The organism is Flavobacterium sp. IMCC34518 (assembly GCF_027111095.2).
GTDB lineage: Bacteria > Bacteroidota > Bacteroidia > Flavobacteriales > Flavobacteriaceae > Flavobacterium > Flavobacterium praedii.
The window spans coordinates 771,817-786,568 of record NZ_CP114284.2 but is presented as its reverse complement, the minus strand read 5'-3'; the positions used below and the strand labels follow the sequence as shown (position 1 = coordinate 786,568).

General features: G+C 32.6%; 13 protein-coding genes. 4 read left to right on the top strand and 9 right to left on the bottom strand.

Annotation, left to right across the window (positions count from 1 at the left end; genetic code table 11):
* Window positions 1-77 precede the first annotated feature (77 nt).
* From OZP06_RS03430 to OZP06_RS03415, 4 genes are all read right to left on the bottom strand, one after another.
* Window positions 78-1,085 carry a beta-ketoacyl-ACP synthase III gene (locus OZP06_RS03430; RefSeq protein WP_269223691.1) on the bottom strand — a complete coding sequence of 336 codons (1,008 nt, stop codon included), beginning with the start codon at window positions 1,083-1,085 and terminating at the stop codon, window positions 78-80.
* 140 nt (window positions 1,086-1,225) lie between these two features.
* Complete coding sequence (locus OZP06_RS03425) at window positions 1,226-2,170, bottom strand: ABC transporter ATP-binding protein (RefSeq protein ID WP_281238939.1); 945 nt, start codon at window positions 2,168-2,170, stop codon at window positions 1,226-1,228.
* Between the two features lie 133 nt (window positions 2,171-2,303).
* Window positions 2,304-2,993, bottom strand: a complete 690-nt coding sequence (locus OZP06_RS03420; protein WP_269223689.1) for an OmpA family protein — start codon at window positions 2,991-2,993, stop codon at window positions 2,304-2,306.
* 17 nt (window positions 2,994-3,010) lie between these two features.
* Entirely contained in the window at window positions 3,011-3,520 is a 510-nt protein-coding gene (locus OZP06_RS03415) for a lipocalin family protein (protein WP_269223688.1), read from the bottom strand.
* Window positions 3,521-3,687: 167 nt separating this feature from the next.
* On the opposite strand from OZP06_RS03415, the gene htpG reads away from it, so the two are divergent.
* The 4 genes from htpG to OZP06_RS03395 all read left to right on the top strand — a co-directional run bounded on the left by htpG (window position 3,688) and on the right by OZP06_RS03395 (window position 9,210).
* Complete coding sequence (gene htpG / locus OZP06_RS03410) at window positions 3,688-5,589, top strand: molecular chaperone HtpG (protein WP_281324230.1); 1,902 nt, start codon at window positions 3,688-3,690, stop codon at window positions 5,587-5,589.
* Window positions 5,590-5,821: 232 nt separating this feature from the next.
* On the top strand, window positions 5,822-7,009 hold the full coding sequence (locus OZP06_RS03405) for a pYEATS domain-containing protein (RefSeq protein WP_269223687.1): 1,188 nt from the start codon (window positions 5,822-5,824) through the stop codon (window positions 7,007-7,009).
* A 177-nt stretch (window positions 7,010-7,186) separates the two neighbouring features.
* Window positions 7,187-7,996: a hypothetical protein gene (locus tag OZP06_RS03400; RefSeq protein ID WP_269223686.1), complete on the top strand. Its 810-nt coding sequence runs from the start codon at window positions 7,187-7,189 to the stop codon at window positions 7,994-7,996.
* Between the two features lie 287 nt (window positions 7,997-8,283).
* Complete coding sequence (locus tag OZP06_RS03395) at window positions 8,284-9,210, top strand: magnesium transporter CorA family protein (protein WP_269223685.1); 927 nt, start codon at window positions 8,284-8,286, stop codon at window positions 9,208-9,210.
* Window positions 9,211-9,257: 47 nt separating this feature from the next.
* Here OZP06_RS03395 and rluF read toward each other — a convergent pair whose 3' ends face one another.
* From rluF to OZP06_RS03370, 5 genes are all read right to left on the bottom strand, one after another.
* A complete protein-coding gene (rluF, locus tag OZP06_RS03390; protein ID WP_281238942.1) occupies window positions 9,258-10,070 on the bottom strand; it encodes a 23S rRNA pseudouridine(2604) synthase RluF in 813 nt (270 codons plus the stop codon).
* 196 nt (window positions 10,071-10,266) lie between these two features.
* The gene (locus OZP06_RS03385; RefSeq protein WP_281238943.1) at window positions 10,267-11,124 is read right to left on the bottom strand and encodes an alpha/beta fold hydrolase; all 858 of its coding nucleotides are present in this window, start codon (window positions 11,122-11,124) and stop codon (window positions 10,267-10,269) included.
* Between the two features lie 46 nt (window positions 11,125-11,170).
* Complete coding sequence (locus OZP06_RS03380; RefSeq protein WP_269223684.1) at window positions 11,171-11,950, bottom strand: hypothetical protein; 780 nt, start codon at window positions 11,948-11,950, stop codon at window positions 11,171-11,173.
* A 3-nt stretch (window positions 11,951-11,953) separates the two neighbouring features.
* The gene (locus tag OZP06_RS03375; protein ID WP_281238944.1) at window positions 11,954-13,051 is read right to left on the bottom strand and encodes a Nif3-like dinuclear metal center hexameric protein; all 1,098 of its coding nucleotides are present in this window, start codon (window positions 13,049-13,051) and stop codon (window positions 11,954-11,956) included.
* 339 nt (window positions 13,052-13,390) lie between these two features.
* Complete coding sequence (locus tag OZP06_RS03370) at window positions 13,391-14,662, bottom strand: hypothetical protein (protein ID WP_269223683.1); 1,272 nt, start codon at window positions 14,660-14,662, stop codon at window positions 13,391-13,393.
* Between the last annotated feature and the right edge of the window lie 90 nt (window positions 14,663-14,752).

Below are 14,752 nucleotides of genomic sequence, written 5' to 3'. Positions count from 1 at the left end.
CCCAGAGTATGCCAACTCTGGGGTTTCTTGTATAATGAACTATTCTCTGGTGATAATTATTTTTATGTTTATAAATTTTACCATTTTATAATAGCACTTGCCCAAGTAAATCCACTTCCAAAAGCAGCCAAAACAACTGTGTCGCCTGATTTTATTTTTCCTTGCTCCCAAGCTTCGGTCAAGGCAATAGGGATAGAAGCGGCCGTGGTGTTTCCGTATTTCTGGATATTATTAAAAACTTGATCATCACTTAATCCAAATTTCTTTTGTATAAACTGTGAAATTCTCAAATTGGCTTGATGCGGAATCAGCATATCAATATCCGAAACCTGCAAATTATTAGCTTCCAAACCTTCATTGATTACTTCGGCAAAACGAACCACCGCATTCTTGAATACGAATTGTCCGTTCATATAAGGATAATAACTTTCGTCATCTGGATTGTTATCTGCCAAAATATCGGTTACCCAGCGACCACCCATTCCTGGAGCCGTCACTACCAATTCTTCGGCATGAACTCCTTCGGAATGCAAATGAGTTGACAAAATTCCTTTGGTCAAATCTTCTTCTCTACTGATAATTGCAGCTCCAGCCCCATCTCCAAAAATTACCGAAACCCCACGTCCTCGAGTTGTCATATCCAATCCTGTTGATTGAACTTCGGAACCAATAACAAGAATATTTTTATACATTCCGGTCTTGATATATTGATCGGCTACAGATAGCGCATAGACAAAACCCGAACATTGATTTCGAACATCCAAGGCTCCAACGGTTCTCAAACCCAAATCACGTTGTACTAAAACTCCTGGTCCTGGAAAATAGTAATCTGGACTTAATGTTGCAAAAACTACAAAATCAATATCCTCTGCAGCAATTCCAGAACGTTCCATTGCAATTCTGGCAGCTTTTACTCCCATTGTGGTGGTGGTATCTTCTCCTCGGATAATATGTCTTCTTTCTTGAATACCAGTTCTCTCCTGAATCCATTCGTCATTGGTGTCAATGATTTTAGACAAATCATCATTAGTCACTACATTATTTGGGACATAATATCCCAATCCCGTTATTTTTGAATGGTACATATTTTATTGTTTTGTTAAAATCAAGGTTGTAAATTTATATATCTTTTAAAAAAGAAGCACACAATATAGTAATTTTTTAGACATCAGTAATTCTAACGTTAAAAAATTTTAAGTTGTTTTACTAATTAGGGATCAAAATGTCAGATAATTTTCAAGATCACTTCTTGATTTACTTCTATAGCAGATTCATGCTCAAAGAAAATCACTTTCCTGTCAAAAACAGCTTTGATTAAAAAACGACTTCCTTTAAAAAAAGATTCTTTTACTATTACTTGTAATGAACCATTAGGATCTACTTTTAGTTGATGTGGATACAATAAAATGATTTCATCTTCTCCTTCTATTGGCATTAATTGGGATAATTTTAATTCATTTACTTCGCCAAAAAGAGAGGCAACATATTTATTCAAAGGATAATTATACACTTCTGCTGAAGGTCCTTTTTCCATAATTCTTCCTTGATACAAAACAATTGTTTCATCAGAGAAGGAAAGGGCATCGGTACTATCGTGAGTGGCTATAAAACAAGTAATTTTTTTTTTCTTTAAATAAGCAAAAAGATTTCTACGTAATGCATTTTTTCTAAAATTATCAATATGGCTAAAAGGTTCGTCTAGTAATAATACTTCGGGTTCGAGAGCTAAAACTCTAGCCAAAGCCACTCGTTGTTGTTGACCACCACTGAGTAATTTTGCTTTTACATTAGCAAATTCAGTCATTTCGACCATTTCTAATAATTCTTGAATACGCAGTTTTTTTAAAGGCAAAAAACCATTGGAGAGAAATTTACCTACATTTTCGGCTACTGTTTCATAAGGCATCAAATCAAAATCCTGTGCCAAATATTTCATAAATGGCATTCCTGGAATTAAATTATATTTTGGTCCACGAATCTCGGTTTCATTATAAAAAATATGCCCTTGATTTAAGTCATACATGCCATAAATCAGTTTTAAAAGAGTGCTTTTTCCACAACCGCTTTCTCCAAGAACAGCTATATTCTGTCCTTTTGCAACTGTGAAATCTACATTTTGAATAATGATTTTTTCGGTATACCCGAATGAAATATTTTGAACTTGAAGCATTCTTTGACATTAAAATTTGAGAGAACAAATATAGTTCCTTTACTAAAAAAAAATTGTTGATAATTCATTTATATCCAAAAAAAAACTGCTTCATAAATAAAGCAGTTTTTTTGAACAAATAGGGATTAAAAAACTATTGTTTCTTTTTGGCATCTTCAACCATTTTTGCATTTGCTGTAATGGCAAATTCGACTCTACGGTTTTGACTTTGACCTTCTTTGGTGTCATTACTTGCAATTGGATCTGCAATTCCATAACCAGATGTTTTGAAACGGCTTTCCGCTAATCCTTTTGATACTAAATAAGTCTTTACTGATTCGGCTCTTTTTTGTGAAAGAGTCAAATTGTATTCTGGTTTTCCCGTATTATCTGTGTAACCAAAAATTTCGATATTGGTATCCGCATATGAATTAAAAACAGGTACTAATTTGTCTAAGTTTGCTTGTGCTTGAGTTGTCAATGTAGATTTATTAACATCAAAACGAACTGCATTTTCATTCAAAACCAAATGAATTCCTTCGCCAACTCTTTCTACATCGGCACCAGGCAAGGCTTGATCAATTTCTCTTGCTTGTTTATCCATACTATTACCTATCAAAGCTCCTGTTCCGCCACCAACAGCAGCTCCAATTGCAGCTCCTAATGCGGCGTTACCACCTTTTCCTAAATTATTTCCCAGTACAGCTCCAAGAATTCCTCCCGCAACGGCACCTATTCCTACTCCTTTTTGAGTATTATTAGCATTTTTTACAGAATCACAACTTGTAAAAAACATACTTAATACTAATAAACTACTTAACCCTAAAATTGCTATTCTTCTCATAATTACTTTACTTTAAATTAATTAATTCTCTGAAATTGATATACAACATCGGTAGGATTGCTGCCAACATTTATTTTGTCAATCAACTCAAAAGAATTCTCCGTTTGATTTTTAACTCCCAATACAAAACCTGTTTTAACCTTTTTTGACTTTAATCCTTCATCCAAAATTTTAAGAACAAATTGACCTTCTTTGTTGATGTACCAAGTAATGGCAGAAGTGAAACCAGTACAATTTGGATTGTTCAAAGTCATTGTGCCTTTATTGTTATTCGAAATAAAATTCCAAGTACTTCCAATAAAGCATTTGGAATCGGCTAGATTAAAGGAATTTACCTTAATGTAATCTGAACCTGGATAAATAACATTGGTAATTTGCCAATTTCCTTTTATTCCAACTTGAGAAGCTTTATCTAATTTGGTCATAGGAGCATTTGATACTGGCTCTGTGGTAGCTGGGGCTGTTGACGCAGATTTACATGCAAATACCATGACAGTAATTACACATAGTAATAGAATTTTCTTCATTTTTTTTAATTTTTAAATTAATACACCTACAAAGATACATATCAATTTGATTGAAATATTTTTTTTGTTTTATATAATTTACTTGCGACAATTTGTCACTTCAATTGCAATTGGTACTCTATTTGAAAGTAAATTAACAGATTGTAAAACCTTTAAAAATTTAAAATATGACAACAGGTAAAATTAATGTTTCGGTTGAAAACATCTTTCCCTTAATCAAAAAATTCTTATACAGTGATCACGAGATTTTCTTGCGTGAATTGATTTCAAATGGAACCGATGCGACTTTAAAATTAAAACACCTAACCAGTATTGGTGAAGCCAAAGTTGAATATGGGACTCCGATTATTGAAGTTAAAATTGATAAAGAAGGAAAAAAAATCCACATCATTGACCAAGGGCTTGGTATGACAGCCGATGAAGTTGAAAAATACATCAATCAGGTTGCGTTTTCTGGTGCCGAAGAATTCTTGGACAAGTATAAAGATTCTGCTAAAGATTCAGGAATTATAGGTCATTTTGGCCTTGGTTTTTATTCTGCTTTTATGGTTTCAGAGAAAGTAGAAATCATCACCAAATCATACAAAGACGAACCGGCAGCACACTGGACTTGCGATGGAAGCCCAGAATTTACATTGGAACCAGCAGACAAAACTACAAGAGGAACTGAAATCATCTTGCACATTGCTGAAGATTCTCTTGAATTCTTAGAAGAATTTAAAATTTCAGGCTTGTTGAACAAATACAATAAGTTCATGCCTATTCCAATTAAATTTGGAACAAAAAAGGAAAAAATCGAACAAAAGAAAGGTGAATTTGTTGAGTCTGAAGACAAAGAAAATACTTTTACAGAAGTAGAAGTCGACAATATCATCAATAATCCTAATCCTGCTTGGACCAAACAACCAACAGAATTGACTGATGAAGATTACAAGAATTTCTACCGTGAAATGTATCCAATGCAGTTTGAAGAACCATTGTTTCATATCCACCTAAATGTTGATTATCCTTTTAACTTAACGGGTATTTTATATTTTCCAAAATTGGGTTCTGACTTACAAATTCAGAAAGATAAAATTCAATTGTACCAAAATCAAGTATATGTTACGGATAATGTAGAAGGAATTGTACCTGAATTTTTGATGATGCTTCGCGGTGTTGTTGACTCTCCAGACATTCCTTTGAATGTTTCTCGTTCAGGGTTACAGGCAGATGGTGCTGTGAAGAAAATATCCAACTATATCACTCGTAAAGTTGCTGACAAATTGAAGTCTTTATTCAATGAAAATAGAGAAGATTTTGAACAAAAGTGGAATGACATCAAAATCGTTCTGGAATACGGAATGCTTTCTGAGGATAAATTTTATGAAAAAGCAGGGGCTTTTGTTTTATACCCAACAGTAGACGACAAATATTATACTCTTGAAGAATTAAAAGAAGCTTTAAAAGAAAAACAAACGGATAAAGACGGAAAACTAGTTGTGCTTTATGCTGGAAATAAAGAAGCACAACACTCTTATATTGAAATTGCAAAAGACAAAGGATATGAAGTGTTACTTCTGGATTCTCCTATTATTTCACATTTAATTCAAAAAATTGAAGGTGATAATAGTGGTTTGCATTTCGTTCGTGTCGATTCTGACCATATTGACAATTTAATTAAGAAAGAAGACGCTGCCATTTCTAAATTATCAGACGAAGAAAAAGAAAGTTTGAAAACAGTTCTTGAAACCATCGTTCCAAAACAAACTTATACGGTACAACTTGAAGCATTGGATAGTGATGCAGCTCCATTCATCATTACGCAACCTGAATTTATGCGTAGAATGAAAGAAATGAGTCAATCTGGTGGTGGCGGAATGTTCGGAATGGGGAATATGCCTGAAATGTACAATTTAGTGGTTAACACTAACTCTGATTTGGCAACAAATATTTTGAACAACAAAGACAAGTCAGCACAAGAGAACTTAGTAAAACAAGCTTTGGATTTGGCCAAATTATCTCAAAACCTTTTAAAAGGAGAAGCTTTAACTGCTTTTGTTAAAAGAAGTTTTGAACTGATAAAATAATTTTAATTTTTTATAAAAATAAAAACTTAGGCAATTATCAATATTCATAAGCCTGCTAGTGAAAACTGGCAGGCTTTTTTTTTAGGTTATTGCATTTTGTAATATTATGAAGTATTAAAAATCTAAAATACAGGTGTTTATCTCCGTGAGTCGTGTTGATATTTTTTATAACTTTAAGGAATTATACCATTTTGTAGTATTCCCTTTAAAAATAACTAAAACATCTAGACTTATGAGCTTAGCTGAAAACAAAAGTCAAATAGAATTGGAAGAAAAGAAAGATAAAAAGGCAATAAAAGAAGCTGAAGCATCTGTTTTATTCACCTTGTATATTGGTTTTTTTACAGGATTAGTTCCAGTTATTGGGTTTCCAATCACTATTCCTGAAATGGGTGGCAGAATTTTATTTATCGGATTAATTATAGGGATAGCCGCATTTATAAGTTCGTTTTTTACGGGTACTTTATTTGGTATGCCCAAAAGGAATAATATCAAAGAAAGCGATTATTCCCTAAATAATAGTCTTGTAGAAATATCAGATTGGTTAACAAAGATAATTGTGGGACTTGGGTTGGTCAATTTAAAAGAAATTCCAGATTTCTTAATATCATTAGGGGAGTATGTGAGAGCCTCTTCAAAATATGATAATCAATTAGTAAATATTTATTCAATAGGAATAGTTGTCTATTTTAGTTTTCTAGGATTATATATTGGTTATAATTATATGCGATTGGTGCTTTCTAATAAATATAAGTATGCTGACGATAATTTGTTAGAGAAAAAATTAGAAATGGCTAGAAGTGAAGCTTTAGAAGCCAAAAATGAAAATGAACAAAAAGAGAAAGAAATAGTAAAAATTAAAAGTGATATACAGGATAAGGTTCAGTTGACAAAAACATTGCTTAAAAAAGTTAATGACCCTATAATTTCAGAAACAGATGTTCAAAGTGTCATTAATTTAATGGGCTCTAGAAAAAACATAAAAGACAAAGGAAATCTTGAGCATAACATTGAAAAAATGCTTAACGAAGCAAATTTAAAACTAAAGAAAGGGCTAATAACAAATAACAGTGATCCTCAAAAAGGACAATGGAAATCCAATCCTATTAACAATGAACGAGAGTTAAAAGCAAATGTTACCGAAGAAGCCAAAGGATTGTTCAAAATAAAAATACAAGTAGTATCAACAGATCCAGAAAACAATCCATTGAAAAATGATGATTTGATTCTTTTTGCACTTCATAATACTTTTGGAGAACCTCCTTTTCGAATAGTAAAAGTAGCGAATCAAACAGCCGAACTTAATTTTTATTCCTATGGCTCGTTTACAGTTGGTGCATTCGTCGATTATGGCACAACAGAATTGGAACTTGACTTAGCGGAATTACCAAACGTTTCAAATTATTTCAAATCGCATTAAACTTAAGTTTAATACTCAATAGCAGGGATGATATTTTTATTTTGTTATAAGATGATTATTTTTAAAATAAGGATTTAGGAATGATTCCTATTATATTTAACATTGTTTTCAATCAAGTATTCATGAATTTTAATATGTTTGCAATCCCAAACTATCAACCTAACTAAATTAAAATTTATGAAAAAAAGCTTTCTTTTATTAACGGTATTTACTTTTTCTAGTTCACTTTTTCTTTCTTGTTCAAAAGAAGATACATTAGGGGCGACAGACAATAGTCCTGTTGTGGCATCCGCTTCAATTGATGTAATAAACGAATTAGATATTCAAACCGGAAATCAAGTGTCTTTTGAAAACTTAACGGCAAAAAGAACAGGAAAATCTTTAGTAGGTACATGTGCAATAGTAACAATGGATCCACAAACAGCTACTTTTCCTAAAATATTTTATGTGGATTTTGGAACAGGTTGCACGACAAATAACATTACAAGAAAAGGAAAATTAAAAATAACTTTCTCGAATTTTATCACAGAAACGGGTAGTACAATGACTGTAGAAAGAGTGAATTATTTTGTAAATGGTAATAAAGTTGAAGGGAAAATAGAATACAAGAATACAACTATGACTACTATTCCTCAATGGACCAGAACTGTTATTGGAGGAAAATTCACAGATACTAACGGCAATTCATATCTTAACTCTGGAAATCATACTGTTAAACAAACTGAAGGGGTATCAACACCAATTCTTGATGATAATAGTTTTGAAATGATTGAAGGAACTCAAACTGTAACGAAACAAAATGGAGCTACTTTGACTTTAACAGTTATCGAGCCATTAGTGAAAAATTTCTCCTGTCAATATATTTCCAAAGGAAAGATAAAAGTTCAAAGTACATTATTAAACGGTACAATTGATTATGGCAATGGAGAATGTAATACTAATGGAACTTATACTCAAAACGGAATTGTTTTTCCTTTTACTATGTAGTTTAAATACTTGTAAATAGCTAAGAGACTGTTAATAGCAGTCTCTTTTTTTTTGCTATTGCTGTAAAATATTATTCTGTAAATAAAGTGAATGGACGCTTTTATGAAAAAATAACAACAAATGACTGTAATAATTTTACAACTTATTGATTTTTTTAAAATATAAAGAATACTTTTGCGAAACTTACAATAAACAACCCCATGGACGATTATTATTCGGAAAAATTGAAAGAATAAAGCACTTGAAAAACATTCAAGATGCTATAACTTAACCTATAGAATTTTGAAATGAAAGCTTTTTACAAAAACAATAACGGATTAATCGAGTCTCAGGAGTGGACTCCAAACTGCTGGATCAATGTTGAATGTCCAACAGAAGAAGAGAAAAAATACCTCCTAGAAGAACTGAACGTTCCAGAAGAATTCTACAATGACATAGAGGATATTGATGAAAGACCCCGAATAGAAGTAGAGAACGGTTGGACATTAATTATTATTAGAATCCCAATAAGTACCGATAATGTTAAATTACCTTTTAATACAATTCCCGTTGGAGTTGTTTTTAAGGGAGAAGTTTGTGTTACGATCAGTTTTCATAAAACAGAAATGTTAACAGATTTTGTGATTTACACGCAACGCAAAAATAATGATATTAAAGATTATTTTGATTTGGTTTTGAAATTGCTCTTGTCATCAAGTGTTTGGTATTTGAAATATTTAAAGCAAGTCAATCAAAAAATAAAATTAGCCGAAGATAACTTAGAGGAATCCATCAAGAATGAAGAATTACAAGCGCTGCTTCAAATAGAAAAATGTTTGGTGTTCTTTATGACATCCTTGAAAGGAAATGATATATTACTCCATAGAATCAAGAATGTTAAATCCCAAAGAGATTCTTATGATCTTGATCTATTAGAAGATGTTGAGATTGAGTTGCGTCAAGCCCAGGAAACAACGAATATTTATAGTGATATCTTGACAGGAATGATGGATGCTTATGCTTCCGTTATTTCTAATAATTTGAATTCCATAATGAAGCAGATGACTTCTATTTCTATTATCTTGATGATTCCTACGGTAATTGCCAGTTTGTATGGAATGAATGTTCCTAATAATCTTGAAGATAATAAGTTTGGCATGCCAATTGTCATACTTGTATCGGTATTACTTTCTATGTTTGGAGTTTTTCTATTCAAAAGAAAAAGATGGTTTTGATAAAAGAAAAGCCGTTTCATTTTAATGAAACGGCTTTTTTTTAGGGTTTAATAATCTCCTCTTTTCTTAAATCGAGGATCATCTCTTTTTATAAATTCAGTTCTTCGTTTTGGAGTTTCTGTTTTAGGCAAACTGGCTTCTTCGGTTTTGCTAGAAGGTTCAATCAATTCATTGAGCTCTTTTATTTCGGCATCGGTTAAATCACGATAACGGCCTACTGGCACATCAAGTGAAATATTAATGATTCGGATGCGTTTCAAGGCGGTAACTTCATAGCCTAAATATTCGCACATTCTACGAATTTGACGATTTAATCCTTGAGTCAAAATAATTTTGAAAATGTATTTGCTGATTTGTTCTACTTTGCATTTTCGGGTTACGGTGTCTAGAATTGGTACACCATTGCCCATTCGTTCTATAAAACGATCGGTTATGGGTTTGTTTACTGTTACGGTATATTCTTTTTCGTGATTGTTTCTGGCACGCAATATTTTGTTGACAATATCACCATCATTGGTCATGAAAATTAAACCTTCACTGGCTTTGTCCAATCTTCCTATGGGGAAAATTCGTTTTGGGTAATTGATATAATCTACAATGTTGTTGCGAACTTCGAGATTGGTGGTACACTCTATTCCTACGGGTTTGTAGAATGCCAAATAAACGGGTTTTTCGTTTTTCTCACGGATTAATTTTCCGTCTATGCGCACTTCGTCATCTGGTGAAACTTTAGTTCCCAGTTCTGGCACGATGCCATTGATGGTTACACGACCTTCTTCGATAATTTTATCGGCCTCACGACGGGAGCAATAGCCCGTTTCTCCTATGAATTTGTTGAGGCGTTTTAGATTTTCTTCCATAGTGCAAAATTAGTCTTTTTTTAGACTTCTTGGATTGTTAGATTATTAGACTTTTTAGAATATTTCCTGAAACTAAAATAGTATCACCTTTTAGCCCCGATAGAAACGGCATCCTTTTTTTTAAGTCAGGGTTTTTTTTACCCTGGCTTAAAAAAAAGATATAGGGGATAGCGGGAACCCATACTAACAAATAAGCCTATTTTTCTGCTTCAAACAAAAATTGATATATTTCTTGATATAATGTATCGTCGTGCATGGAATGCCCTAAATTTTTGGTGGTTATGAATTTTCCTTTTTTCCAACCATTGGCTATTTTTTCACCTTCTTTGTAATTGACTATGGTGTCGGTAGTGTCATGAGCAATGATTCCTTCAATTTGTATGTGTTTGGCAAATTTTCCTCCAGAGAAATCCTCTAATTTGATTTTAAAATTTTCTAAATAACGTTTTTCCAAAAGTGAGAACATCTTTTTGTTTAAACTCAACATGTTGATGTAATTTTGGATAAGTGTTTTTAAATCCGAAGGTGCGCCGAGAATAACCATTTTTTGAATACTGGTTTCTGGATGTAAATATTGATGATAGACACAAGCAGCTCCACCAATGGAATGACCAATGATAATGCTGGGTTTGTATTTTTCGACAGCTTTGTTGATGAATTCGGTATACCGAGGAACGTTGAATTCCTTGCCACTACTTTGTCCGTGTGCTGGAGCATCTATGGCTATGATGGTACTTCCTGATTTTTGAAGATGAGGCAGGGTTTTCTCCCAACGAGCCGAATTGCTTTCCCAGCCGTGAACCAAAAGGATTTTGGTGTCGTTTCCTTTCCAAGTATAGGTTTGAAAACGGTCTTCGTTATGATGAAATGTTTCTTTGATTGTATTTTGCAGAATCTCTGGAAGTTTGTCTTCAGAAAGTTGCCCAATTCTAGGGTTTGTGAAAAGGGTATAGGATAAATGTAAAGCCTTTTTTGGATATACAAAACTGAGCAGATTGATGTATTGACCAACGGATTTGACGAGAAGAAATCGGAAGCTTTTTTTTAGATTCAAAATAGGGGATATAAAAAAAGCCTCGAAATTCGAGGCTTAGTTATTTTTAGAATTTAGAAAACAGTTGTTCCATTTTCTCTCTTTCTTCTTCAGCCAGTACACTGTCTACTAGAATTCTTCCAGAGTGCTCATCAATTAAGATTTTCTTTCTAGATGCGATTTCTACTTGTGTTTGTGGTGGAATAGTGAAGAATGATCCTGCAGATGCACCTCTTTCGATAGAAACAACTGCTAGTCCATTACGAACACTGCTTCTGATTCTTTTGTAAGCTACCAATAAACGTTCTTCAATTAATGCTTGAAATTCAGCAGATTTCTCAGTTAAGAAGATTTCTTCTTTTTGAGTTTCAGCCATGATAGCATCAAGTTCTGATTTTTTGTGTTTCAAGTGAGATGATTTAGACTCTAATCTCTCTTTTGAAGTAGCAATTACTTCTTTTTTATGCTCGATTGTAGCTTTCATTTCTTTGATTTGCTTTTCAGCCAGTTGAATTTCTAATTCTTGAAATTCGACTTCTTTGGTCAAAGAGTTGAATTCGCGGTTGTTGCGAACGCTTTCTTGTTGTTTTGTGTATTTTTTGACTGCTTCTTTGTGCTCGTCAATAGCATTCTTTTTCTCTTTGATGAGATTTTCGATTACTTCGAGGTCGCTTTTCAATTTCTCTGAACGAGTGCTTAAACCAGCAACTTCATCTTCTAAATCTTCAACCTCTAAAGGAAGTTCTCCTCTAACGTTTCTGATTTCGTCAATTCTAGAGTCAATTAGCTGTAAATCGTAAATTGCTCTTAACTTGTCCTCAACACTTAATTCTTTCGTATTCGCCATATTCTATAAGTACTTAACTGGATTTGTATTTTCTTCCGATAAAATGATTGCAAAATTAGGGATTTTTTTTCTAAGATAATCAACAATATACTCTTTTGTATAGCGTTCGCTTTCAAAATGACCAATATCGGCCAATAAAAGTTGATTTTCGGCTTCATAATACTGATGATATTTCAAATCAGCAGTCAAAAAAGCATCGGCACCTGCTTGAATTGCATTTTTTATGGCAAAACTACCAGATCCTCCCAATACGGCTACTTTTTTTATTTTTTTTCCTATAAAAGCTGAATGGCGAATACCGTTGGCTTTCATTTTGTCTTTGGCATAAATAAGAAAATCTTTTTCAGTCATTGGCTCTTCAAGTTCTCCAATCATTCCTAAACCAATATGATTAAAAGTGTTTTTCATATTGTATATTTCGGTAGCTACTTCTTCATAAATGTGATTTTCTCTTAATGCTTTTATGATTTTAGCTTCCAAGTGTTTGGCGTAAACCACTTCTATTTTGGTTTCAGTCCCTCTAGACATAACCCCTCTTTCACCAATGGTGGGTTCGCTTTTTTCGTTTCCTTGGTAGGTAAAAATTCCTTCAGAATTGAAACTGCATTTATCATAATTCCCAATACTACCTGCACCAGCTTCAAACAAAGCATTACGAACTTTCTCGGAATTGTCTCTAATGGTATAGGTTACTAATTTTCGGATATGATTTTGTTTAGGAATTAAAACTTGGGTATTTATCAGTCCTAGAGTATCACAGAATATTTTATTTACTCCTTCCGGGTGATTGTCCAATGCAGTATGAACGGCATAAATAGCAATGTCGTTTTTTATGGCTTTGAGCAAGGCGCGTTCTACATAATTTTTCCCTGTAATTTTCTTTAATCCATTAAATACTATTGGATGGAACGAAACTACCAAATTGCATTTTTTGGCAATGGCTTCATCGATTACATTTTCAAGTGCATCATGACAAACCAAAACTCCAGTTGCTTTGGCCTCTTCATCTCCTATTATTAAACCTACATTATCAAAATCTTCGGCATAAGCCAATGGAGCCATTTCTTCAAGTGTAGACAGAATTTCTTTTATTGTACTCATTATTTTAATCTTTTTGGGGTATTTATTTATCAGTACTCAAATTTATAGCCCAAATTTATGGACGAATTTAGAATACGTGTGTTTTTAAAAATTTCCGTTCAAAGATAAAATATTATATTTTCGAAAAATGAGTTTCGATCGAAAAATATTGTTTCTAGATGTTGTTTTTTAATGATTTTCGACTTGTGTTTAAGGGGTTCGATTTTTTGGTTCATTATATTGAGAAGCATCTCAAATTGAAACAGCTCATTTCATATTGATTTTTCTGTTTTTCTAAAACTTATTTTGAGTCAAAAATATGTTTAGAATTTATTTATTGGATTGAGATGCTGCTAACTATTACGAAAGTTTTGCTTTTAATTCGTTGTATTCGGTAGTCATTTCCAATGCATTGTACACACTAAGAAGGCTTTGAGAAGTTTCAATATCATTAGGGTCTATTTCAATTACTTTTTTGAGATATGGAATGGTGCTTTTATAGATTTCTTCTTTTTTTGATTTTAACAAATCGTATTTTTTCATTTCTACAGGAGAGGTTCCTAATTTATCCATATCCTCGTTTATTGGTTTTACACTTTCCAGTTTCAGAATAGATAAATTTACATAAGATTTTGTGTCTTTTGGGGCAATAGCAATGGCTTTTAAATAGAAATTTTCGGCCTCAATTGTGTTATTTGCTTTGGTGCTTAGGATTCCAAGATTAAATAATAAATCGAGATCATTTGGGTTGTTTTTTGATATGGTTCCAACTAATTTTTTATAGGTAACATAGTCTTTTGATTCAAGGCAAAGTTCGGCTTCGGCTAAAGCCAAAGAGTTGTCTTCAGGATTTTTATTTCGTGCATCTAAAATCGCATTTTTGGCTTTCAATTTGTCTCCATTTTGAAAATAGATTAAAGCTATATTTTTATAAATTTCACCTCTTTTGGATACTCCTATTACGTTTCTTGGTTTTTCATGTGTTCCTGAACTAACAGAATTGTCTCTGTCATACATTTTTAGAAACCGTTCTTCAATATTTGTTGCTTTGTTTACGGCATAGTAATAATTCCCTATTCCGGAAAAATTAAGCGATTTGAGCGTTTCATAATGTTTGAGAGCAGATATAAAATCTTTTCCATTTACAAAGGCGCATGCAGTATTGTATAAATTAATTGTATCTTTTTGGTCTAGTAGATAAGCTTCATAGAACATAGTAGCACTTTCGATATGTTTTTTTTGTAGGGAATTAGAAACTGCATTTTTTATTAATTTCTCTTTTAAACTCTTGAAAGTACTTTTTGCTTGACCATAAAAATTGGTTTTCCCCGACTCTGATTCCACTTTATTTATTTCTTGGAATGACTGCGCTGCTAAAGTTAAATTTTTGCCTTCATCAACATTTTTATTTGCCAATCCTAACAAAGCATTTCCTTGAACGTAATAGAAAAGTGCTTTTTCTTCATCTTTTGAATTGTAAACTTGATATTCAATGCTCTTGAGTATGATTAGTGCATCCTGGGGATTTCCGCTATTAACTTCTTTTTCGGCTGATTTTATTTGACTTTTTTGGGCTTGAATAGTTCCTGCAAACAATAATAGCATACCAATAATAGTGTAGTTTTTTTTCATAATAAGAAGATTGTTGGTTAAACTGATTTGAGGTTTTTTATTGCATTTTGTAGTTTTAAATTATATTTATCTTATTGTTTTATTTGCTTT

Excerpts from the sequence above, each read along its gene's own strand:
- OZP06_RS03430 (WP_269223691.1), bottom strand. The coding sequence starts at position 1,085 with ATGTACCATTCAAAAATAACGGGATTGGGATATTATGTCCCAAATAAT.
- OZP06_RS03425 (WP_281238939.1), bottom strand. The coding sequence starts at position 2,170 with ATGCTTCAAGTTCAAAATATTTCATTCGGGTATACCGAAAAAATCATT.
- OZP06_RS03420 (WP_269223689.1), bottom strand. The coding sequence starts at position 2,993 with ATGAGAAGAATAGCAATTTTAGGGTTAAGTAGTTTATTAGTATTAAGT.
- OZP06_RS03415 (WP_269223688.1), bottom strand. The coding sequence starts at position 3,520 with ATGAAGAAAATTCTATTACTATGTGTAATTACTGTCATGGTATTTGCA.
- htpG (WP_281324230.1), top strand. The coding sequence starts at position 3,688 with ATGACAACAGGTAAAATTAATGTTTCGGTTGAAAACATCTTTCCCTTA.
- OZP06_RS03405 (WP_269223687.1), top strand. The coding sequence starts at position 5,822 with ATGAGCTTAGCTGAAAACAAAAGTCAAATAGAATTGGAAGAAAAGAAA.
- OZP06_RS03400 (WP_269223686.1), top strand. The coding sequence starts at position 7,187 with ATGAAAAAAAGCTTTCTTTTATTAACGGTATTTACTTTTTCTAGTTCA.
- OZP06_RS03395 (WP_269223685.1), top strand. The coding sequence starts at position 8,284 with ATGAAAGCTTTTTACAAAAACAATAACGGATTAATCGAGTCTCAGGAG.
- rluF (WP_281238942.1), bottom strand. The coding sequence starts at position 10,070 with ATGGAAGAAAATCTAAAACGCCTCAACAAATTCATAGGAGAAACGGGC.
- OZP06_RS03380 (WP_269223684.1), bottom strand. The coding sequence starts at position 11,950 with ATGGCGAATACGAAAGAATTAAGTGTTGAGGACAAGTTAAGAGCAATT.
- OZP06_RS03375 (WP_281238944.1), bottom strand. The coding sequence starts at position 13,051 with ATGAGTACAATAAAAGAAATTCTGTCTACACTTGAAGAAATGGCTCCA.
- OZP06_RS03370 (WP_269223683.1), bottom strand. The coding sequence starts at position 14,662 with ATGAAAAAAAACTACACTATTATTGGTATGCTATTATTGTTTGCAGGA.